Annotated in this window: 19 protein-coding genes and 1 pseudogene; 6 read left to right on the forward strand and 14 right to left on the reverse strand. The window is 73.1% G+C overall.

All coding sequences use genetic code 11. The features are described from left to right. The 3 genes and pseudogenes from CCN56_RS19365 to CCN56_RS19375 form a co-directional block, all read right to left on the reverse strand. Positions 1-213 (reverse strand): annotated as a pseudogene (locus CCN56_RS19365) (hypothetical protein); the annotation flags it as partial. A gap of 138 nt (positions 214-351) precedes the next feature. Further along, on the reverse strand, positions 352-2,157 hold the full coding sequence (locus tag CCN56_RS19370) for an ABC-F family ATP-binding cassette domain-containing protein (RefSeq protein ID WP_086828471.1): 1,806 nt from the start codon (positions 2,155-2,157) through the stop codon (positions 352-354). Positions 2,158-2,293: 136 nt separating this feature from the next. Further along, positions 2,294-3,625 (reverse strand): acyltransferase, encoded by a 1,332-nt coding sequence (locus tag CCN56_RS19375; RefSeq protein ID WP_086828473.1) that lies wholly within the window; start codon positions 3,623-3,625, stop codon positions 2,294-2,296. A gap of 295 nt (positions 3,626-3,920) precedes the next feature. Here CCN56_RS19375 and CCN56_RS19380 point away from each other — a divergent pair, with 295 nt between their 5' ends. Both CCN56_RS19380 and CCN56_RS19385 read left to right on the forward strand, forming a co-directional pair. Next, positions 3,921-4,895 carry an SMP-30/gluconolactonase/LRE family protein gene (locus CCN56_RS19380; protein WP_086828475.1) on the forward strand — a complete coding sequence of 325 codons (975 nt, stop codon included), beginning with the start codon at positions 3,921-3,923 and terminating at the stop codon, positions 4,893-4,895. Positions 4,896-5,051: 156 nt separating this feature from the next. Next, entirely contained in the window at positions 5,052-6,023 is a 972-nt protein-coding gene (locus CCN56_RS19385) for a hypothetical protein (RefSeq protein ID WP_086828477.1), read from the forward strand. Here CCN56_RS19385 and CCN56_RS19390 read toward each other — a convergent pair. From CCN56_RS19390 to rsmI, 6 genes are all read right to left on the reverse strand, one after another. Further along, positions 6,020-6,964: a 4-(cytidine 5'-diphospho)-2-C-methyl-D-erythritol kinase gene (locus CCN56_RS19390; protein ID WP_086828479.1), complete on the reverse strand. Its 945-nt coding sequence runs from the start codon at positions 6,962-6,964 to the stop codon at positions 6,020-6,022. The two genes, CCN56_RS19385 and CCN56_RS19390, sit on opposite strands and share 4 nt — an antisense overlap. Then, positions 6,961-7,845 carry a 16S rRNA (adenine(1518)-N(6)/adenine(1519)-N(6))-dimethyltransferase RsmA gene (rsmA, locus tag CCN56_RS19395; protein WP_086828481.1) on the reverse strand — a complete coding sequence of 295 codons (885 nt, stop codon included), beginning with the start codon at positions 7,843-7,845 and terminating at the stop codon, positions 6,961-6,963. Before rsmA ends, CCN56_RS19390 begins: the two co-directional genes overlap by 4 nt. Positions 7,846-7,913: 68 nt before the next feature. Continuing rightward, positions 7,914-9,203, reverse strand: coding sequence for a resuscitation-promoting factor (locus CCN56_RS19400; protein ID WP_086828484.1), 1,290 nt, complete (start codon positions 9,201-9,203; stop codon positions 7,914-7,916). 99 nt (positions 9,204-9,302) lie between these two features. Then, a complete protein-coding gene (locus CCN56_RS19405) occupies positions 9,303-10,172 on the reverse strand; it encodes a TatD family hydrolase (protein WP_086828485.1) in 870 nt (289 codons plus the stop codon). An 85-nt stretch (positions 10,173-10,257) separates the two neighbouring features. Next, positions 10,258-10,686: a hypothetical protein gene (locus tag CCN56_RS19410; protein WP_086828487.1), complete on the reverse strand. Its 429-nt coding sequence runs from the start codon at positions 10,684-10,686 to the stop codon at positions 10,258-10,260. Positions 10,687-10,824: 138 nt separating this feature from the next. After that, positions 10,825-11,712 carry a 16S rRNA (cytidine(1402)-2'-O)-methyltransferase gene (gene rsmI, locus CCN56_RS19415; RefSeq protein WP_179199905.1) on the reverse strand — a complete coding sequence of 296 codons (888 nt, stop codon included), beginning with the start codon at positions 11,710-11,712 and terminating at the stop codon, positions 10,825-10,827. A 52-nt stretch (positions 11,713-11,764) separates the two neighbouring features. On the opposite strand from rsmI, the gene CCN56_RS19420 reads away from it, so the two are divergent. Then, a complete protein-coding gene (locus tag CCN56_RS19420) occupies positions 11,765-13,513 on the forward strand; it encodes a dolichyl-phosphate-mannose--protein mannosyltransferase (RefSeq protein WP_107484183.1) in 1,749 nt (582 codons plus the stop codon). Between the two features lie 232 nt (positions 13,514-13,745). Here CCN56_RS19420 and CCN56_RS19425 read toward each other — a convergent pair whose 3' ends face one another. The 3 genes from CCN56_RS19425 to CCN56_RS19435 all read right to left on the reverse strand — a co-directional run bounded on the left by CCN56_RS19425 (position 13,746) and on the right by CCN56_RS19435 (position 16,307). Further along, positions 13,746-14,837, reverse strand: coding sequence for a hypothetical protein (locus CCN56_RS19425; RefSeq protein WP_086828490.1), 1,092 nt, complete (start codon positions 14,835-14,837; stop codon positions 13,746-13,748). 174 nt (positions 14,838-15,011) lie between these two features. Beyond that, entirely contained in the window at positions 15,012-15,695 is a 684-nt protein-coding gene (locus CCN56_RS19430; RefSeq protein ID WP_086828492.1) for a phosphotransferase, read from the reverse strand. Positions 15,696-15,902: 207 nt separating this feature from the next. Then, positions 15,903-16,307: a hypothetical protein gene (locus CCN56_RS19435; protein ID WP_143664563.1), complete on the reverse strand. Its 405-nt coding sequence runs from the start codon at positions 16,305-16,307 to the stop codon at positions 15,903-15,905. Between the two features lie 152 nt (positions 16,308-16,459). Here CCN56_RS19435 and CCN56_RS19440 point away from each other — a divergent pair, with 152 nt between their 5' ends. Genes CCN56_RS19440 through CCN56_RS19450 form a run of 3 tightly spaced genes read left to right on the forward strand, consistent with a single transcriptional unit; the run spans position 16,460 to position 19,486 of the window. Next, positions 16,460-18,097 carry a penicillin-binding transpeptidase domain-containing protein gene (locus CCN56_RS19440; protein WP_086828496.1) on the forward strand — a complete coding sequence of 546 codons (1,638 nt, stop codon included), beginning with the start codon at positions 16,460-16,462 and terminating at the stop codon, positions 18,095-18,097. A 55-nt stretch (positions 18,098-18,152) separates the two neighbouring features. Then, positions 18,153-18,638, forward strand: coding sequence for a YbaK/EbsC family protein (locus CCN56_RS19445; RefSeq protein WP_086828539.1), 486 nt, complete (start codon positions 18,153-18,155; stop codon positions 18,636-18,638). Next, positions 18,635-19,486 (forward strand): DMT family transporter, encoded by an 852-nt coding sequence (locus CCN56_RS19450; protein ID WP_086828498.1) that lies wholly within the window; start codon positions 18,635-18,637, stop codon positions 19,484-19,486. The genes CCN56_RS19445 and CCN56_RS19450 overlap by 4 nt, the downstream gene beginning before the upstream one ends. 48 nt (positions 19,487-19,534) lie before the next feature. Here the strand turns inward: CCN56_RS19450 and CCN56_RS19455 are convergent, their stop codons facing one another. Together CCN56_RS19455 and CCN56_RS19460 are read right to left on the reverse strand one after the other, a co-directional pair. Beyond that, complete coding sequence (locus tag CCN56_RS19455) at positions 19,535-19,777, reverse strand: hypothetical protein (protein ID WP_256962047.1); 243 nt, start codon at positions 19,775-19,777, stop codon at positions 19,535-19,537. Continuing rightward, complete coding sequence (locus CCN56_RS19460) at positions 19,774-20,184, reverse strand: ATP-binding protein (RefSeq protein ID WP_086828502.1); 411 nt, start codon at positions 20,182-20,184, stop codon at positions 19,774-19,776. The genes CCN56_RS19455 and CCN56_RS19460 overlap by 4 nt, the downstream gene beginning before the upstream one ends. Positions 20,185-20,481 lie beyond the last annotated feature (297 nt).

A 20,481-nucleotide genomic window follows, 5' to 3' on the forward strand; every position in this document is an offset into this window, starting at 1 on the left:
CTGCTGCGGGTAGCCGTACGGCTGCTGCGCGGGCTGCCCGTACGGACCGGGCTGGCCGTACGGACCGGGCTGCGGGGCCTGGCCCGGCTGCTGCGGGTATCCGTAACCGGGCTGCGGCGCCTGCGGCGGCACGGGCGGCGTGGCCGGGGCCTGGTTCGGGTCCTGGGGGGCTCCGAAGCCCCCCGGCGGCTGGTTGCTGGGCGGCTGGGTCATCAGCGGTTCCCCCTTGACGTGAACGGGCTTTCTTTCTACCACTCACGGCATGGCGCAAAAGCGACCGGTCCGCCCCTTGTACCCAAGGGAGGACCGGCCTGTGATGCCCTCGTTATGCGTCGCGGACGCGAAGTGCGGCTACGCGTCCTCGGCCAGCTCCAGCCAACGCATCTCCAATTCCTCCCGCTCGGCCGCGAGTTCCCGGAGCTCCGCGTCGAGCTTCGCCACCTTCTCGAAATCGGTGGCGTTGTCCGCGATCTGCGCGTGCAGCTTCGCCTCCTTGTCGGAGAGCTTGTCGAGCTGCCGCTCGACCTTCTGCAGCTCCTTCTTGGCGGCGCGCGCGTCGGCGGCGGAGACGCCCGGCTTCTGCTGCGCGGGCGCGGCGGCGGGCGTCGGGAGCGACGCCTCGATCATCTTCTGCCGCCGCTCCAGGTACTCCTCGATGCCGCGCGGCAGCATCCGCAGGGTCTTGTCGCCGAGCAACGCGAACGTCCGGTCCGTGGTGCGCTCGATGAAGAACCGGTCGTGGGAGATGACGACCATGGAGCCCGGCCAGCCGTCGAGGAGGTCCTCCAGCTGGGTCAGGGTCTCGATGTCGAGGTCGTTGGTGGGCTCGTCGAGGAAGAGGACGTTCGGCTCGTCCATCAGCAGCCGGAGCAGCTGGAGGCGGCGCCGCTCACCACCGGACAGATCACCGACGGGAGTCCACTGCTTCTCCTTCGAGAACCCGAACTGCTCGCACAGCTGCCCGGCGGTCATCTCGCGGCCCTTGCCGAGGTCGACCCGGTCGCGGATCTGCTGCACGGCCTCCAGGACGCGCAGCGTGGCGGGGAGCTCGGTGACGTCCTGGGAGAGGTAGGCGAGCCGGACGGTCTTGCCGACGACGATCCTCCCGGCGGCGGGCTGCTTCTCGCCCTGGCTGACGGCCGCCTCGGCGAGCGCCCGCAGGAGTGAGGTCTTGCCCGCGCCGTTGACGCCGACGAGGCCGATGCGGTCGCCGGGCCCGAGCTGCCAGGTGAGGTGCTTGAGCAGCTCCTTGGGACCGGCGGTGATGCTCACGTCCTCCAGGTCGAAGACCGTCTTGCCGAGGCGGGCGTTGGCGAACTTCATCAGCTCGCTGGTGTCGCGCGGCGGCGGCACGTCGGCGATCAGCTCGTTCGCGGCCTCGATGCGGTAGCGCGGCTTGGAGGTACGGGCGGGGGCGCCGCGCCGCAGCCAGGCCAGCTCCTTGCGCATCAGGTTCTGCCGCTTGGCCTCCTCCGTGGCGGCGATCCGCTCGCGCTCGGCGCGGGCGAAGACGTAGTCGGAGTAGCCGCCCTCGTACTCGTGCACGTCACCGCGCTGCACGTCCCACATGCGGGTGCAGACCTGGTCGAGGAACCAGCGGTCGTGGGTGACGCAGACGAGCGCCGAGCGGCGGCTCTGGAGGTGGCCGGCGAGCCAGGCGATGCCCTCGACGTCGAGGTGGTTGGTGGGCTCGTCGAGGACGATCAGGTCCTGCTCCTCGATGAGGAGCTTCGCGAGCGCGATGCGCCGCCGCTCGCCACCGGAGAGCGGCCCGATGACCGTGTCGAGGCCCTTCTCGAACCCCGGCAGGTCGAGCCCGCCGAAGAGCCCGGTGAGCACGTCGCGGATCTTGGCGCTGCCCGCCCACTCGTGGTCGGCCATGACGCCGATGACCTCGTGCCGGATGGTGGCCTTCGGGTCGAGGGAGTCGTGCTGCGTGAGCACCCCGAGCCGCAGCCCGCCACTGTGGGTGACGCGGCCGGTGTCGGCCTCCTCCAGCTTGGCGAGCATCCGGATGAGGGTGGTCTTGCCGTCGCCGTTGCGCCCGACGACCCCGATCCGGTCCCCTTCGGAGACGCCGAGCGAGACCCCGTCGAGCAGGGCACGGGTGCCGTACACCTTGCTGACGTTCTCGACATTGACCAGGTTGACGGCCACGTTGACTCCTGTACGGGGTGATCGATCGACGTCCAGGGTACGTGGGCCGGTGCCGTGGCCGGGGCGCCGGGACGCAGGACCAGGTCGCCGACGGCGCGCGACACGCCCCCTCTCCGAATCTCCGTCGCCATCGGCCTCACCGAGTTCGACGAGATCTGGGCCGCTCCACCAGGAGCCAGCCCGCCAGCGTCATCGCCACCGCCGCCGGGGCGGTGACGCGGACCGCGACCAGGGTCGCCGCGTGGCCCTCCAGGAGGCCGCCCAGGCCCGTCATCGAGAGGCCGAGGATCCCGAAGAGGGCAAGGGCGACGCCCAGGGCCGCGAGCGGGGCGGAGCCGGTCTCCGGGCGGAGCGCGGGAACCGGGGCCTCGAAGCGGCGGAAGGCCGTCACGAGGAGCGCCGTGAGGAGTGCCGCCGCCGCGAACCGGAGCGGGACCTGTGCCCACCAGCCGGCCGAGGCCGGGGCCGGGAGTTCCGCGCCGAGGCCGAGCAGCGCCCCGTACACCCCGAGCATGGCCGTCAGGTGCCACAGGAACGCCGTCATCGCGATCCCGTTGGCGGCGACCACCGTCCGCCACACCCCGGCGCGGGCGACGAACCGCGCGCCCGGGCCCTTGAGGAGTTCGACCGCGCCGACCAGCCACAGCCCGTGGCAGAGCAGGGCGAGGGTCGGCGGCGCCATGTTCGAGACCTTCTCCCCCGGCATTCCGACCATCGACAGCGGGTACGGCCCGAGGGCGACAAGGGCCGTCGCGCCGAGGAGGCCCGCGCCGACGAGCAGGGCCGGGCGGCGGATCATGCCGTCGGCGCGGAGGAAGCCGAGCTGGTGGACCGCGAGCCACACGAACGCGAAGTTCAGGAACTCGACGAAGGGCGCGTCCGCCGCGAACCGCAGCGCGTCCACCACCACCGCCCCGCCGACGAGCGCTCCGAACGCGCCCCAGCCCCACCGCTCGTGCAGCCGCAGCAGCGGCGGCGTGAAGGCCACCATCGCGAGGTAGATCCCGATGAACCACAGTGGCTGTGTGACGAGCCGCAGCGCGACCCCGGTGAGCCCTCCCCCAGCCTCCGGCCGGGGGGACCCCCCTCTCGCTCCGCTCGCCGCCCCGGACAGCTGGAGCACGAGCGCGGCCGCGCCCCACACCCCGACGAACACCATCGTCGGCCGCAGCAGCCGCCGGAGCCGGGCCCGCAGGAAGGCCGCGTACTGCGGGCGCGAGCGGTGGGCGAGGGCGTGCGAGAAGCCGCCGACGAAGAAGAACACCGGCATCACCTGGAACACCCAGGTCACCACCTGGAGTTCCGGCACGACGGCGAGCAGGTTCCCGACCTGCCCGTCGGCGGTGACGGCCGCCATCAGCCAGTGGCCGAGGACGACGACCGCGAGCGAGGCGACCCGGAGCAGGTCGACGTACCGGTCCCGTGTCGCCGGTGTGGCGGCGGCGAGTTCACGCGCGCTGATTCCCATGGGGGTACGGTCCCGTTGCCGCCCGGGGGCGCGACAGGGCGCGCGTACTCAACCGGCGGCTGAGTACGCGCGGCGACCCCGTCGCTCGCGGCGGGCGAGCACGCCGCCCCGGCGGGCACCCACGGCGGAGGCCCCGGGCGAAGGCGACCGGAAGGTGCCGGGGGCCGTGCGGACCAACCGGGCTGATCGCGTCGGCCACGCGGGCGACGGCCGGGCGAGGCTGCCCCCTGCCGGGGCGGCGGGTCGCCATGGTCGTCCCATGCCACCGACTCCCGAGACCCCCGAGGAGAGGCCCATGCGCCGCATCCCCCGCCTGGCCGCCGTGGCCGCCGCCACCGCCGCCCTCACCGTGCTCGCCGCAGGCCCCGCGTCGGCCGTCGACCCGACCGTCACGGACCCGCACATCGTCGCCCACTTCGACTTCGCCGCCGGGGAGACCCCCGAGAACATCGCCCTCGCGCCCGACGGCTCCGCCTACCTGACCTTCGCCTACGCCCACAAGGTGGTGCGGGTCGGCAGGGACGGGTCCGGGCCGACGGACGTCGCGACCTTCCCCACGGTGGTCGACCCGACGGCGGCCGCCGTCACGGGCATCGTCCGCGCCCACGACGGCACCCTGTACGTCAACTACGCCACCGGCACCGCCGACGAGAACGGCATCTGGCGCATCCGCCCCGACGGCAGCGCGCCCCAGCGGATCGTGAAGGTGCCGATGAGCGGCTTCCCCAACGGTCTCGCCCTCGACGAGAAGTGCGACACCCTGTACGCCGCCGACTCGTCACGCGGCCGCGTGTGGAGCGCGCCGGTGCCGGCGGGCGACGAAGAGGTGGAGGCGACGCTCTGGGCCACCGGATCGGCCCTCCTGCCGACCCAGGAGCTCCCCTTCGGCGCCAACGGCCTCAAGATCCACGACGGCGCCGTCTGGGTGTCCAACACCGCCCACGGGACCCTGCTCCGCATCCCGATCGAGAAGGACCGGACCGCGGGGCCCATCGAGACCCGGGCCACCGGGCTCGACGGGATCGACGACTTCGCCTTCACCGGCCACGGCAACACGGCCCTCGCCGCCCTGAACACCCAGAACAAGCTGGAACTCGTACGCCCCGACGGCACCCACAAGACCGTCCTCACCCGCGCGGACGGCCTCGACGGCCCGACCTCCGTAGCCGTGCGCGCCAAGACCCTCTACGTGAACAGCGCGGCCTTCTTCAACACCGTGGACCCGGACCCGAACCTCCTCCTGGCCCGGATCTCCAGGAACAAGCTCTGACCGGCTTCCTACGACGCCCCCGGGGCCGTGCGGACCAACCGGGGTCATCGCGTCGGCCACGCGGGCGACGGCCGGGCGAGGCTGCCCCCTGCCGGGGCGGCGGGTCGCCATGGTCGTCCCATGTCACCGACTCCCGAGACCCCCGAGGAGAGGCCCATGCGCCGCATTCCCCGCCTGGCCGCCGCCACCGCGGTCGCCGCCGCCCTCACCGTGCTCGCCGCAGGCCCCGCGTCGGCCGTCGACCCGACCGTCACGGACCCGCACATCGTCGCCCACTTCGACTTCGCCGCCGGGGAGACCCCGGAGAACATCGCCCTCGAACCCGACGGCTCCGCCGACATCACCCTCGCCTTCGCGCACAAGGTCGTCCGCGTCGCCAAGGACGGCACCAAGACGCCCGTCGCCGAGCTCCCCACGGTGGCGAACCCGCAGACGCCGAACCTCGGCGCCGCCCTCGCCCTCGGCATCGCCCGCGCCCACGACGGCACCCTGTACGTCGCCTACGCCACCGGCACCGCCGAGACCGGCATCTGGCGCATCGCCCCCGGCGGCGGCGCGCCGCGGCAGATCGCCCAGCTGCCCGCCGACGCGTTCCCCAACGGCATCGCCCTCGACGAGCACTGCGACACCCTCTACGCCGCCGATTCGAACCGCGGCGAGGTGTGGAGCATCCCGCTGGACGGCGAAGACCCCTTCGTCTGGGCCTCGGGGCCGGAGCTCGCGCCGTCCCCGCAGCTTCCCTTCGGCGCCAACGGCCTCAAGATCCACGACGGCGCCGTCTGGGTGTCCAACACGGCCCAGAGCACCCTGCTCCGCATCCCGTTCGAGGAGGACCGGAGCGCGGGTCCCGTCGAGACCAGGGCGACCGGGCTCACCGGGATCGACGACTTCGCCTTCACCGGCCACGGCGACACGGTCCTCGCCGCGCTGAACACGGTCAACAAGCTGGAGCTCGTCCGCCCCGACGGCACCCACAAGACCGTGCTCACCGAGGCCGACGGGCTCGACAACCCGACCTCCGCGGCCGTACGCGCCAAGACCGTCTACGTCCCCAGCGCGGCCTACTTCGACACCGTGAACCCGGACCCGAACCTGCTCCTGGCCCGGATCTCCAGGAACAAGCTCTAAAGAACCGTCGCGCCCGGCGCCGGGGACGTCGTCGGGCGGGCCGCACGGCAGGTGCCGGAGGCGGTGAGGGCGGCGGCGACCGTGGCCGCCGCCTCCGCGTCCTTCACCAGGAACGCCGTCGTCGGGCCCGAGCCCGAGACCAGCGCCGCGAGCGCGCCCGCCTCGACGCCGGTCGTCAGGGTCTCGGCGAGCGAGGGGCGCAGGGAGAGCGCCGGGGCCTGGAGGTCGTTGGCGAGGGTGGCGGCGAGAGCGGTGGTGTCGCCGGTCGCCAGGGCCTCCAGGAGGGCCGGGGAGGCGGCCGGCTCGGGGACGTCCACGCCCTCCGCGAGGCGGTCGAACTCGCCGTACACCGCCGGCGTCGAAAGACCGCCGTCGGCGACGGCGAACACCCAGTGGAAGGTGCCCCCGACCGGCAGCTCCGTCAGCTTCTCGCCGCGCCCGGTGCCGAGCGCCGCCCCGCCGACGAGGCTGAACGGCACGTCGGAGCCGAGTTCGGCGCAGATCTCCAGGAGCGTCTCGCGCGGGGTGTCCAGGCCCCAGAGCGCGTCGCAGGCGAGCAGCGCGCCCGCGCCGTCCGCGCTGCCGCCGGCCATGCCGCCGGCGACCGGGATGTCCTTCTTGATGTGCAGGTGCACGTCGGGGGAGATGCCGTGCCGGGCGGCGAGCAGTTCGGCGGCGCGCGCGGCCAGGTTGCTGCGGTCCAGCGGCACCTTGTCGGCGTCCGGGCCCTCGCAGGTGACGGTCAGCGCGTCGGCGGGGGTGGCGGTGACCTCGTCGTACAGGGAGACGGCGAGGAAGACGTTGGCCAGGTCGTGGAAGCCGTCGGGGCGGGCGGCGCCGACCGCGAGCTGGACGTTGACCTTGGCCGGGACCCGTACGGTCACGCCGGGCGCGGCGGCCGACGCGGAGCGGGCTCCCTGGGACTCCGTACCGCCGCTCATGCCTTCGCCTCCGGCTTGTTCTCCGCGATCCGTGCGAACTCCTCGACCGTCAGCGACTCGCCCCGCGCCTGCGGCGAGATCCCGGCCTTCACCAGGGCCTCCTCCGCCGCGGCGGGCGAGCCGGCCCAGGTCGCGAGGGCGGCGCGCAGGGTCTTGCGGCGCTGTGCGAAGGCCGCGTCGACGACCGCGAAGACCTCCTGCCGGGTGGCGGTGGTCGGCAGCGGTTCGGTGCGGCGGACGAGGGAGACGAGGCCGGAGTCGACGTTCGGCGCGGGCCAGAACACGTTGCGGCCGATGGCGCCGGCGCGCTTGACCTCGGCGTACCAGTTGGCCTTGACGGAGGGGACTCCGTACACCTTGTTCCCGGGCTTCGCGGCGAGCCGGTCGGCGACCTCGGCCTGGACCATGACGAGGGTCCGCTCGATGCTCGGGAACCGCTCCAGCATGTGGAGCAGGACGGGCACGGCCACGTTGTACGGCAGGTTCGCGACGAGCGCGGTGGGCGGCGGGCCCGGGAGCTCCTCGACGTGCATCGCGTCGGAGTGGACGAGCGCGAAGCGGTCCTTCTTCTGCGGCATGCGGGCGGCGATCGTCGACGGCAGCGCGGCGGCGAGGATGTCGTCGATCTCGACGGCCGTCACGCGGTCGGCGGCCTCCAGGAGCGCCAGGGTGAGGGAGCCGAGTCCGGGACCCACCTCCACGACCACGTCGTCGGGCCGCACCTCGGCCGTGCGGACGATCCGCCGGACGGTGTTGGCGTCGATGACGAAGTTCTGGCCCTTCTGCTTCGTGGGGCGCACGCCGAGGGCGGCGGCCAGCTCACGGATGTCGGCGGGGCCGAGGAGGGCGTCGGGGCTTTCGGGGCCGGTGGTGGTGCTCACCGGTACAGCGTACGGGGCGCCGGTGGGGCCGACCTACGGCTCACCGGCACGGGCGGCCGCCCAGGCGGCTACCCGTGGGTGAGCCGGCGCCCGCAGTGGGGCCAGGGGCTCGCCCCCCGCTGCACGTACAGCTTCTTCGCGCGGAAGGTCTGCTCGGCGGCGGGCGCGTTCTGGGCGGTGCCGGTGCCGCCGAGGGCGTGCCAGGTGCCGGGGTCGAACTGGTAGAGCCCGCCGTACGTCCCCGAGGGGTCGACCGCGTTCGGGCGGCCGCCGGACTCGCAGGCGGCGAGGGCGCCCCAGTCGAGGCCGTCGGCGCCGGCGACGGAGGTGGGCAGCGGCCGGGTGCCGATCCGCACCTTGCGGCTGACGGGTTCGCGGACGATCTCCTCGCCGGTCCTGCGGGGCCGCTGCTTGACGCCGTTGACCGTGCGCAGGCTGTACGTGACGCGGCGGACGCCCGGGACTCCCTGCCGTTCGACGGCCTCGGTGCCGGCGAAGAGCTCGGGGTCGCGGACCTGCTCGACGGCGTACGGGATGGACTCCTCCCGCACCTGCCGGGAGCCGGTGATGCGGAGCACGTTCACGGTCTGGCCGTCGCGGGGGAAGGAGTCGGCCGGGACGGAGGTGGTGTCCTGGCCGGAGAGGGTGATCCCGGCCTCGGTGAGGGCTTCCCGGACGGTGGCGGCGTTCGTGCGGATGGTCCGTTCGCGCCCGTCGGCCAGGAAGGTGACGGCCCGCTCGGTGCGGACGTCGAGGGCGAGGCCCTGGCGGGAGATGGTGGCGCCGCGGGAGGCCGAGAGGTAGGCGCCCTCGGCGCGGACGCCGAGCTGGCGCAGGGCGCCCTCGACGGTCCCGGCGGTCGTCCAGACCTGGCGGCGCTGTCCGTCGAGGGTGAGGGAGACCGGGCGGCCGTAGCGGACGACGATCTCGTCACCGCTGGCCAGGGCCTCGCCGGGGCCCGGGGCGACGATGTCGTGGTCGCCGACGGCGACGCCCTCGTCGGCGAGGAGCTCCCGCACGTCGTCGGCGAAGGTGTGGAGGGTGCGCGGGACGCCGTCGACGGTGAGCTCGACGGCCTTGTCGTCGGCGACGAAGGCGCTGGTGCCGCCGGCGAGGAAGGCGACGACGAGGGCCTGCGGGACGAGTTTCCGCAGGCCTTCGCCCGTGCCGCCGGAGGCCTTGCGGCGGCGGGCGGCCCGGCGGGCCCCGGCGCGGGAGCCCTGCCCGGGCACGACGGCGGGGGCGGGCACGAGGCCCGGCACGACGAGGGGCGCCGTCTGCGTCGGCTGCTCGTGGACGGGCAGGGTCGCGCCCGCGCCCCGCCCTCCGACTCGGTGACTGCCCTGGGAAGTGCTCACGAGGCCGGGACACTAGCCCCGGCGACCGCTACTCTCCCGGACGACCCGACTACGACACGTAACCGTTATGGATCGGTGATGCTCGGTAATCGGTGATGCTCAGTAGTCGAAGGCGCGGGCCGTGTTCACGGCGATCGCCTCGGCCAGCTCGTTCTCCCCGATCCCGCGCACCTCGGCCATGGCCCGGACGGTGACCGGGATCAGGTACGGGGCGTTCGGACGGCCGCGGAAGGGCGCCGGGGTCAGGAAGGGGGCGTCGGTCTCGACGAGGACCAGTTCGAGCGGGGCGATCGCGAGGGCGTCGCGCAGCGGCTGGGCGTTCTTGAAGGTGACGTTGCCGGCGAAGGACATGTAGTAGCCCTTGGCGGCGCAGATCTCGGCCATGGCGGCGTCGCCGGAGTAGCAGTGGAAGACGGTCCGCTCGGGGGCGCCCTCCTCGTCCAGGACGCGCAGGACGTCGGCGTGGGCCTCCCGGTCGTGGATGACGAGGGCCTTGCCGTGGCGCTTGGCGATCTCGATGTGGGCGCGGAAGGAACGCTCCTGCGCGGCGATGCCCTCGGGGCCCGTACGGAAGAAGTCGAGGCCGGTCTCGCCGACGCCGCGCACGTGCGGCAGGGCGGCGAGCCGGTCGATCTCGGTGAGGGCGTCGTCGAGGGCCGCGTCGCCGCCGCCCTGACGGGCACCCTGGCGGGACCAGCCGTCCGGGTCGCCGAGGACGATCCGCGGGGCTTCGTTGGGGTGCAGCGCGACGGCGGCGTGCACGTTCTCGTGGGCGGCGGCCGTCTCGGCGGCCCACTGCGAGCCCTTCACGTCGCAGCCGACCTGGACGACGGTGGTCACGCCGACGGCGGCGGCCTTGACGAGGGCCTCCTCGACGGTCCCTGACTGCAGGTCCATGTGGGTGTGCGAGTCCGCGACCTCCACGAGGAGGGGTTCGGGCAGCGGCGGCGGGGCGTCCTTGGCACTCATGACCCCGATCGTACGAGGGCCATGAGTGCCGATGCGCGGGGTTACCGGTGGCCTCCTGGTGACACCGGAGCGGGTCGCGCGTGGACTACTGGTGACGTCGGAAGGGGTGGAAGAGGTCGGACAGGTGCCAGTGGTGCGGTACCGGCGGCGCCGGCGACTTCTCGGGAACGTCCTCGGTCAGCTCCTGGCCGATGGGTCCGGCCGGTGAGACGGGCTTCGTCGCCCGCGCCCCGTGCTGGTGCTTCTCGGTGGCGGCGATCAGGTCGAGCACCGACGCCACCTGCCCCGCGCGCATGATGCGGACGACGTGTCCGCTGCAGTTCATGCAGGTGGGGCTGGACAGCGGGGACGGGACCCGCTCTCCGTCGGCCTTGTAGACGACGAATTCCTGGCCGGCGGCGTCGACGTGGTGCTCGATGTCGTACGCCTGCTCCCAGCCGTATCCACAGCGCATGCAGGCGAAGGCGTACGCCTCATGGGCGACGGATATGCCGGTGCCGGTGATCTCGCTCATTCCAGCTCCTCTCCACTGATCAGTGGACGCCTTTTCGGGCCGGAACGCATCAGCGGGGAAGGAACCATGGAAGGCTTTTGGTCCTTCCCTTGCCAAGCGCCCTGGGAAGAGTCCCGGCGCCGGGTTCGGCTTTGCCTTTCAGATTAGTCCTTTACTCTTTCCAGAGCTCGACGCGTCCGCATTCTTTGCCGCGACCACGGCATCGAACACCTCCCGCTTGGGAAGTCCCGCCTCCGCCGCGACGGCGGCGATGGCCTCCTTGCGGCGCTCCCCCGCCTCCTCGCGCACCCGCACCCTGCGCACCAGCTCCTCCGCGTCGAGCTCGGCGGGGCCGGTCTCCGGGGCGCCCTCGACGACGACGGTGATCTCGCCGCGTACGCCCTCCTTCGCCCAGTCCGCGAGCTCGCCGAGCGGGCCGCGCTTGACCTCCTCGTACGTCTTGGTCAGCTCGCGGCAGACGGCGGCCCGGCGGTCGACGCCGAAGACCTCGGCCATCGCGGCGAGGGTGTCGTCGAGGCGGTGCGGGGCCTCGAAGTAGACGAGGGTCCTCCGCTCGTCCGCGACCTCGCGGAGGCGGCCCAGGCGCTCGCCGGCCTTCCTCGGCAGGAAGCCCTCGAAGCAGAAGCGGTCCACGGGGAGGCCGGAGAGGGCGAGCGCGGTGAGCACGGCGGACGGGCCGGGGACGGCCGTCACCTTGATGTCCTGCTCGACGGCGGCGGCGACGAGCCGGTAGCCGGGGTCGGAGACGGACGGCATGCCCGCGTCGGTCACGAGCAGCACCCGGGCGCCGCCGACCAGGGCCTCGACGAGCTCCGGCGTACGGGCGGACTCGTTGCCCTCGAAGTACGAGACGACCCGGCCCGTGGTGTGGATGCCGAGCGCCCGGGTCAGGCCGCGCAGCCTCCGGGTGTCCTCGGCGGCCACGATGTCCGCGCTCTGCAGCTCGGTGGCGAGGCGGGGCGGGGCGTCCGCGATGTCACCGATGGGGGTCCCTGCGAGTACCAGCGTTCCTGTCACACGGGACATCCTCCCAGCCCGGACAGGCGACGCGCACAGGCGCGTTCCCTACGATGGCGCGGTGACCAGTACCGCACCCGAGGCCCTGGAGGGCCAGCACCCCGTGGCGGCGCCCGTGGCAGAGTCCTCTTCGTGGCAGCAGAGGCTGCGGCGCTTCGGCTACGTGCCGCCCGCCGGAGAGCCGATCGGGCTGCGGGAGCGGCTCGTCCCCCCGTACACCCGGCCGTCCGAGCGGACGTGGTCGCTCCTCGGCATCGGCCCCGGCGCCGCCGAGCGGCTGTGGCGGCTGACGGCCTGGGGCGGTCCGCTCCTGGTCACGGCGGTCGCGGGCCTGCTGCGGTTCTGGAACCTGGGCAAGCCGCACGCGGTGATATTCGACGAGACGTACTACGCCAAGGACTCCTGGGCCCTGATCAACCAGGGGTACGAGGGGGCCTGGCCGAAGGACATCGACAAGACGATCCTCACCGATCCCGGCTCGGTCCTGATCCCGACCGACCCGGGCTATGTCGTCCACCCGCCGATGGGCAAATGGGTGATCGGCGTCGGCGAGAAGCTCTTCGGCTTCGAGCCCTTCGGCTGGCGCTTCATGGTGGCGCTGCTCGGCACGCTGTCGGTGCTGATGCTGTGCCGCATCGGCCGCCGCCTGTTCCGCTCGACGTTCCTGGGCTGTCTGGCGGGCCTGCTGCTCGCCGTCGACGGGCTGCACTTCGTGATGAGCCGCACCGCGCTGCTCGACCAGGTGCTGATGTTCTTCGTGCTCGCCGCCTTCGGCTGCCTCCTCCTCGACCGGGACCGGACGCGGGCGCGGCTCGCGGCGGCGCTCCCCGAGGACGAGGAGGGCGTGCTCCGGCCGGACGCGGAGATCGCGGAGGGCCTGCGCCTGGGCTGGCGGCCGTGGCGGCTCGCGGCCGGCGTGTCCCTGGGCCTCGCGGCGGCGACCAAGTGGAACGGCCTGTACGTGATGGTCGGCTTCGGCCTGCTCACGGTCCTGTGGGACGTCGGCGGCCGCCGTACGGCCGGCGCGGTCCGCCCGTACCTCGCGGTGATCAAGAAGGACCTGGTCCCGGCGTTCGTGTCGGTGGTGCCGGTGGCGATCGGGACGTACCTGGCGACCTGGACGGGGTGGCTGGTCACCGACAAGGGCTACTTCCGGCACTGGGCCGAGGACCACGACAAGGCGGTCGGCGGCGGCACCTGGGGCTGGCTCCCGGACTGGCTGCGCAGCCTGTGGCACTACGAGTCCGAGGTGTACACCTTCCACGTCGGACTCACCTCGCCGCACACCTACCAGTCGAACCCCTGGTCCTGGATCGTCCTCGGCCGCCCCGTCTCGTACTTCTACGAGTCCCCCGCCCCCGGTACCGCGGGCTGCCCGGCCACGGCGAAGGAGAAGTGCGCCCAGGAGGTCCTGGCCCTCGGCACCCCGCTCCTGTGGTGGGCGGCGTGCTTCGCGATCCTCTACGTCCTGTGGCGCTGGGCCTTCCGCCGCGACTGGCGCGCGGGCGCGATCGCCTGCGGCATCGCGGCCGGCTGGCTCCCCTGGTTCCTTTACCAGGAACGCACCATCTTCCTTTTCTACGCGGTCGTCTTCGTGCCTTTCCTGTGCCTGGCGGTGGCCATGATGCTGGGTGCGATCATCGGCCCCCGCGGTTCATCGGAAAGACGCCGGACTTTCGGCGCGGTGGCGGCGGGATGTCTCGTCCTGCTCATCGTCTGGAATTTCATCTACTTCTGGCCCCTGTACACCGGGACTCCCATTCCGATGGACCAGTGGCGGAACAGGATGTGGCTCGACACCTGGGTGTAGCGGAGGGATGACGAGCGGGAGGGCGCGACCGGCGGTCGCGCCCTCTTGGTTGTTGTCGGTGGCTGCCGGTGGGCCCCGGCGACCCCTCGACGGCCCACAGGCGGCCCGGGACGGCCGCCGCTTGCCCCTCCCGGTGTTGGGGATGCCTCGCCAGCGTCAGCGGCCCCGTTAGAGGGCGTCCGGAAAGCAGTGCCGTCTGCCCGGCGAGCCGGATGGAACTTTCCGAACACCCCTAGAAAAGCCCCTGGTACTGGGACCGACGGTGGCGGAGGCCGTCGAGGACGTCACGCAGCCAGGGGGCACGCGCCTCCGGCCGGCGGGCGAGGGTCCGTGCGAAGACCGCCCCGTCGGGACGAAAGATCCAGTTGGGGCGCAGCGGCAGCGGCTCGTCGCGCAGGACGTCCCGGGCCAGGCGTCCGCTCGCCGGCAGTGGCAGCGGCGGCGGCTCGCCGAAGGCGAGGCACAGCCACACGGCAGCGGCCAGCGGCACGACGACCGGCCGTCGGCCGTCCCGCTCCGCCGCCGGACCCCACGCCTCGCCCGTCTCCGGGTGCCGCGGTACGAGGACGAGGTCCGTGGGCCCGTCCGGCGCGGGCAGTCCGGGCCCCGCCAGGACCATCCGTTTCGCCCGTGCCCCCGGGACCCGCGGCAGCAGACCGTCCAGCGTGTGCCGGAACACCTCCGCCACCCGGCCCTCCGGCACGTCCACAGGCCGGCCCTCCGAGGCCGCCACCACATCGGCCAGGGCCGCGCCGACCGCCGCCTCCCAGACCGGGCTCCAGCGCCCGAGCTGGTCCACGGGCGGGACGATCCGACGCTCGGCAAGCAGCGCCTCCCACGTGAGCGGCTCCGACGGCGATCCGGCCGCGACACGGCGTACCGCGGCCGGATCCAGCCACACCGCCTGCCAGAGCGAGCAGTCGTCAACGCGGGTGGCGACCAGGGCGCCGCATGCCAGGCACGCCAGGTTCGGGCCGTCGGCCCCGTTGATGCCGCAGCAGGACCCCTCGCCGCGCCGCTCGGGCACCAGCACCGTCCCCCACGAATCTCCGGGCGCGATGAGCACCGCCCCGGGAAGGCCGTACGAAATCCCCCAGACCGGTGCGTACCAGCCCAGCTCCTCGGCCTCCCCTTCCGGGAGGTCCTCCCACCGGCGCCACGGCGGCCCGGACGGCAGCGGGTCGACGGCGAAGGTGCCCTCGTCCATCAGGACCGGCATCGACACGCCGTTGCCGTAGCCCTGGTGGGCGTGGTCGGGAAACTCGACCCGGTGCAGGGGGGCGGTCAGCTCCGCCTCGCACCCCGCACAAACGAATACGAACAAACATCCCCCTGTCCGTGAACCAGGCGGATCATCCCAGCCGCGCGTGCACCGAGTTCCACCTCGTCATGACCACCGCCATCATCACCGTCCGCAGCCTGATCCGCCGAGCCTGGTACACCCACCACCGGGACGCCCGACCCACCGGCCCCGCATCCGACAGCCCCGGCCCACCTCCTACGGGAGGACGCTCTCATGGGCGTCGGCTCCTGCCGCCAGGATCAGGGCGACCGCCTCGTCGAGGGCGGCGATCTCCTCCCGGGTGAGGGTCGGGTTGGCGGCCCGCCGGGCCCGGGCCTCAGGCAGCAGCATGCCGTCGGTGCCGCCGAGTTGACGCACCAGGGCGGGGAGGACGGTCCGGGCGACCTCGGCGGCGGCCGGCATGGTGAGCGCCGCCTGCGCGAGGATCAGCGCGGCCATCGCGGTGTCCAGGCCGGGAGGACCCTCCTGGGCCGTGGCCCAGTCGATCACCACGGGGCCGTCGGCGGTGAGGAAGACGTTCTCCGGGTGCAGGTCCAGGTGCACGATGCGGTGGGCGGGGTCGGCCCCGACCCGGGGCGGGATGGCGTGCAGTCGCAGCAGCAGATCGGCCAGCAACTCGCCCGCCTGCTCGCCGCTGAGCGTGCCCGCGACCAGCGCCTCACGCATGGTCGGCCCCGACAGCCGCTGCATCACCAACTCCCCGGCCGCCGCACCCGGCCACACCGCCGGCACCGGATACCCGTGCTCGGCCAGGTATGCCATCACGACCACCTCACCGGTGGCGTCCTCCCCGTCGCGGTAGCGCCGCACCACCCGGCCCTCGTCGAGGGCGAACACATCCGCCGTCCGCCCCGACCCGATCAACTCCCCGATCTCCACCCGGCGAACCTATACCGAGCGCCGCCGGAGCTGCATCGAGTTCCTCATCGCGCCGGCACCGGCATCGTCACCATCAGCAGCCCGAGCCGACGAGCTCGGTCCACCGCCGCCCGCAAGGGGCGGGCAACGGGAACCCCCTGCATGTCGGACCTCCTGCCGAGCAGCGAGGGGCGGACGCGGAAGGGCGTCGAAGCGACTTGCCCGTGGTCACTCGCCGTAGAAGTGCGCCAGGAGGAGCACCGACAGCGCGAGGCCGGCGCCGGCCATCGCCTTGGCCGCCGTCGGCCGCCGTCGCGGGTCCGCCGCGGCGGCCAGCCAGAGCTGCAGCACCGAGGGGAAGAAGAGGAACATCCCCGCCATGGCGGCGGCGTAGCTCCACAGGAGCAGAAACACCGAGATGACTCCGATGGACGCGACGAAGCCCGACGAACCGGCGTGGAAGAACAGCGGTACGGCGGTCACCCCGGCGGTCGCGAGGACCAGGGAAAGAAAAGAAGGATCGACGAAGCCCTGGTCCATCCACGCGATCGACGCGACCAGGGGCGTGAGCGCGGCCAACAGCACGAGGCCGAACTGCCATGGATGAACACCGTTTCGCGCATCGACGTGCATGCCCAGCCCCCGACCTAGACGAGTTGAACGCGTTCAAACTATCGTAGCCGAGGAGGGCGGGACGGGTTTGACGGATGTGGCAAAAGGTGCTCGACACACGAACCCCCCGACTGCTTGACTCATCGGTCCACCTGGGGAGGGGAGGCGCAGTCATGCGCAGTGGAGCCAAGGTCGCGATCGTCGGGGGCGTGTTCGTCGTCGTGGCGAGCGGGGTCGGCTACGGGGGTTACAACCTCTGGAACGGGGTCACGGGCGGCGACACGAACGTCAAGGGCCTCGCGGACGAGGCGCCGAGGACGGGCCCGGTCACCGGTGAGGAAGTCACGCGGACCGCACGGGACTTCCTGGCCGCCTGGGCCGCCGGGGAGTCGGACCGGGCGGCCCAGCTGACGAACGACCCGGTCACGGCGGGGCCCGCGGTCGCCGCCTACCGGGAGGGCGCGAAGGTCTCGAAGGCGGTCATCACGCCGGGGGCGCCGGTCGGGGCGAGGGTGCCGTTCACGGTGAAGGCGACCATCACGTACGAGGGCGTGTCGAAGGACCTGTCGTACGCCTCCGAACTGACCGTGGTGCGCGGCCAGTCCACCGGCCGCCCGCTGGTGAAGTGGCAGCCGACCGTGATCCACCCGAAGCTCACCGCGGCCGGGACGCTGCGGACGGGCGAGGCGAAGACCGCCGCCATCAAGGCCGTCGACCGCGACGGCGTGGAGCTGACGGCGGAGAAGTACCCCTCGCTCGGGCCGGTCCTGACCGAACTGCGCAGGCGGTACGGGTCGAAGGCGGGCGGCACCGCCGGCGTCGAGACCTGGATCGACTCGGGCAGCGAGGGCGTCGCCGACATCCCGCTCCTCGTCCTGTCGAAGGGGAAGCCGGGCACCCTGAAGACCACCATCGACGCGGGCGTCCAGGCCGCGGCCGAGAAGGCGGTCAAGGAGTTCAGCTCGGCCTCGGTGGCCGCGATCGAGCCGTCGACGGGTGCGATACGGGCGGTCGCCAACAATCCCGCCAAGGAGTTCAACACGGCGCTCATGGGGCAGCAGGCCCCCGGCTCGACGATGAAGATCGTCACGGCGACGATGATGATGCAGAACGGTCTGGCGACGCCCTCCAGCCGGGTCGAGTGTCCGCCCGACGTCCTGTCGCGGGGCAGGACCTTCCAGAACCTCGACAGGTTCAGCATCACGAACGGCACCCTCACCGAGGCCTTCAGCCGCTCCTGCAACACCGCCTTCATCAAGGCGATCAGCAAGCTCAGCGACAAGGGCGTCGCGGACACCGCCCTCGGCGCGACCGCCCGCGACTCCTTCGGCATCGGCCAGACGTGGAACATCGGCGTCCAGGCCGCGGACGGCTCCGTGCCCGAGTCCGCGGGCGCCGAGACCCCCGCCTCGTACATCGGCCAGGGGAAGATCACGATGAGCGCCCTGAACGTCGCCTCGCTCTCCGCGACCGCGAAGAACGGCGGCTTCCTCCAGCCGTACTTGGTGGCGCGGGAGCTCGACGGCCGCGAGTTCGCCAAGGCGGACCGGCTCTCCCCCGAGATCGCCGCCGGGCTGCGCCGGATGATGAGGGAGACGGCGACGAACGGCACCGCCGCGAAGGCGATGGCGGGGGTCCCCTCCCCGAAGGGCGCCAAGACCGGATCGGCCGAGCTCGACGGCCAGTCCGTCTCGAACAGCTGGTTCACCGGCTACTCGGGCGACCTCGCGGCCGCGGCCGTCGTCCAGGCGGGCGGCCACGGCGGCGACGCGGCGGGGCCGGTCGTCGCACGGGTCCTCAAGGCGGGGTGACCGGGCACCGGAACCCTGTCGCGTGCCCCGTACACCGACCGCTAGCGTGCGGGCCATGACGACGCACGCTGACGCCCACCCCCAGTTCGCCGCCGCCCTCCACGAGTTGGGTCTCGACGTCGAGATCCGCCGCTTCCCGGACGAGACCCGCACCGCCCAGCAGGCCGCCGAGGCCATCGGCTGCGAGGTCGGCGAGATCGTGAAGTCGCTGATCTTCGCAGCCGACGGGGTGCCGGTCCTCGTCCTGATGGACGGCGCGTCGCGGGTGGACGTCGAGCTCGTACGGCGGGAGCTGGGCGCGGAGGAGGTGACCCGCGCGGACGCGAAGGCGGTCCGGGAGACGACGGGGTACGCGATCGGGGGCGTCCCGCCGTTCGGGCACCGGACGCGGACGCGGGTCCTCGCCGACCGGGGCATCCTCGACCACGAGGTGGTGTGGGCGGCGGCGGGCACCCCGCACACGGTGTTCGCGCTGGACCCGAAGACGCTGGTCGCGCACGCCGGCGGCACGCTCGTGGACGTCCGTGAGCCCGTGAAGTGACCCCGCTCGTCACGCTGGCGGTCCTGCTCGCGGCCGTCACGCACGCGAGCTGGAACGCGATCGCGCACCACATCAAGGACCAGCTGCTCTCCTTCACGCTGATCGCGGGCGGCGGGGCGCTGCTCGGTGCGATCGTGGCCTGCTTCGCGCCGCTGCCGGCGGCGGGAGCATGGCCGTACCTGATCGCGTCGGCGCTCCTGCACATCGGGTACTACGCCCTCCTCATGCGCTCGTTCACGCTCGGCGACTTCGGCCAGATGTACCCGATCGCGCGCGGTACGGCCCCGCTGGTCGTGACCGTCCTCGCGGCGGTCTTCGTGCACGAGGTGCCGGGCGGCTGGCAGCTGCTCGGGGTGGCGGTGGCCTGCGCGGGCCTGACGGGCCTCGCCCTGTGGGGCATCCGGGGCGGCGGGAGCCGCCCCCACTGGCCGGCGCTCCTCGCGGCGGGTGCGACGGGCCTGTCGATCGCGCTGTACACGGTCGTGGACGGCGTCGGCGTCCGCGCCTCGGGCACGCCGCTGGGCTACATCGGGTGGCTGATGGTCCTGGAGGGCCTGGCGATCCCGGCGTACGCCCTGTGGACCCGACGCGCGGCCCTGCTCCCCCAGCTCCGCCCGTACGCGGCCCGGGGCCTGCTCGGCGCGGCCCTCTCGGTCGCGGCGTACGCCCTGGTCCTGTGGGCCCAGACGAAGGCCCCGCTGGCCCCGATCGCCGCGCTGCGCGAGTCGTCGATCATCGTGGGCGCGGCCATCGGCGCGGTCTTCTTCAAGGAACGCTTCGGCGCCCCGAGGGTCGCGGCGGCGGGCCTGATGGTGGTGGGGATCGGGCTGATGCTGCGCGCGGGGTGAGCGCGGGCGGGGCGCCGGCGGCATCGGCCCGCCGACGCCCCGTACCTGCTAAGGGCCGTCGCAGGACGCCCGGAAGAAGTCCGTACGGATGCGGCGGAAGCCGGTGTGGCCGGTGGCCTGGACGTGGGACAGGCACCAGACGGCCGGGTCCCGGCCGCCGTCCGCCGCGCCGGAGCCCTCCGGGCAGGTGGTGCACTCGGCCTCGGTGACGGGCCCGCTCCCGGACCGGTCCTCACGGAGAGCCCAGAGGCGGGGCCGCCGGACGGGTCGGCCGCCGCGCGTTCCCGTCACCACGGCTCACCGTCGACGGGCAGTTCCGCCCACACGAGCTTCCCGGGACCGGGGCGGTCGCCGACGCCCCACTTGGCGGCGAGCGTGTCGACCAGGGGAAGACCCCAGCCGCCGTCGGCGCCGTCCCCCTCCGGCAAGGACATCAACGGCCGTCGCTCCGAGGCGTCATGGACCTCGATACGGAGCGCCCCGCCCGGCAGCCGGGCGAAGTGGGTCTCGATCTCGCGGCCCGGTACGCGGCCGTGGCGTACGGCGTTGGTGAGCAGCTCGGAGAGCACGAGCGAGGCGGCGTCCTGAAGGGCCCCCAGGTCCCAGCGCTCCAGGGCGCGGCACAGCTCGCGCCGGGCGAGCGGCACGCTCTTCGCGGCCTGCCCCCAACGGAGTACGACCGTGTCTGTGGACTCCATCAGGCCGCCACCTCCACCCCGTGGATCCGACGCGGTCCGACGTCGACCCCGTGCACGGCGAGCCAAAGCGCCCGGCGGCGTTGACGCTGCACCCGGATCCGCTGCCGCGCCGCCCCTTGCACGTGGGGAACGCGATTCCGGCAGCGGGCGGTTGGCGCGGGCGCGGCGCAGACCCGTGGGGGTGCGACCGGTGACGACGGAACCGCACCCAACCGACGGCGCCCCGACGGGGGCAGTAACAGTCGCAGGACCAGTCCGACAAGGCGGACGATAGGGTTACTCATGTTGACGCTCCTA

This window comes from Streptomyces sp. NRRL B-24572 (assembly GCF_002156145.1).
In the GTDB taxonomy this organism is placed as follows: Bacteria; Actinomycetota; Actinomycetes; order Streptomycetales; family Streptomycetaceae; genus Streptomyces; species Streptomyces vietnamensis.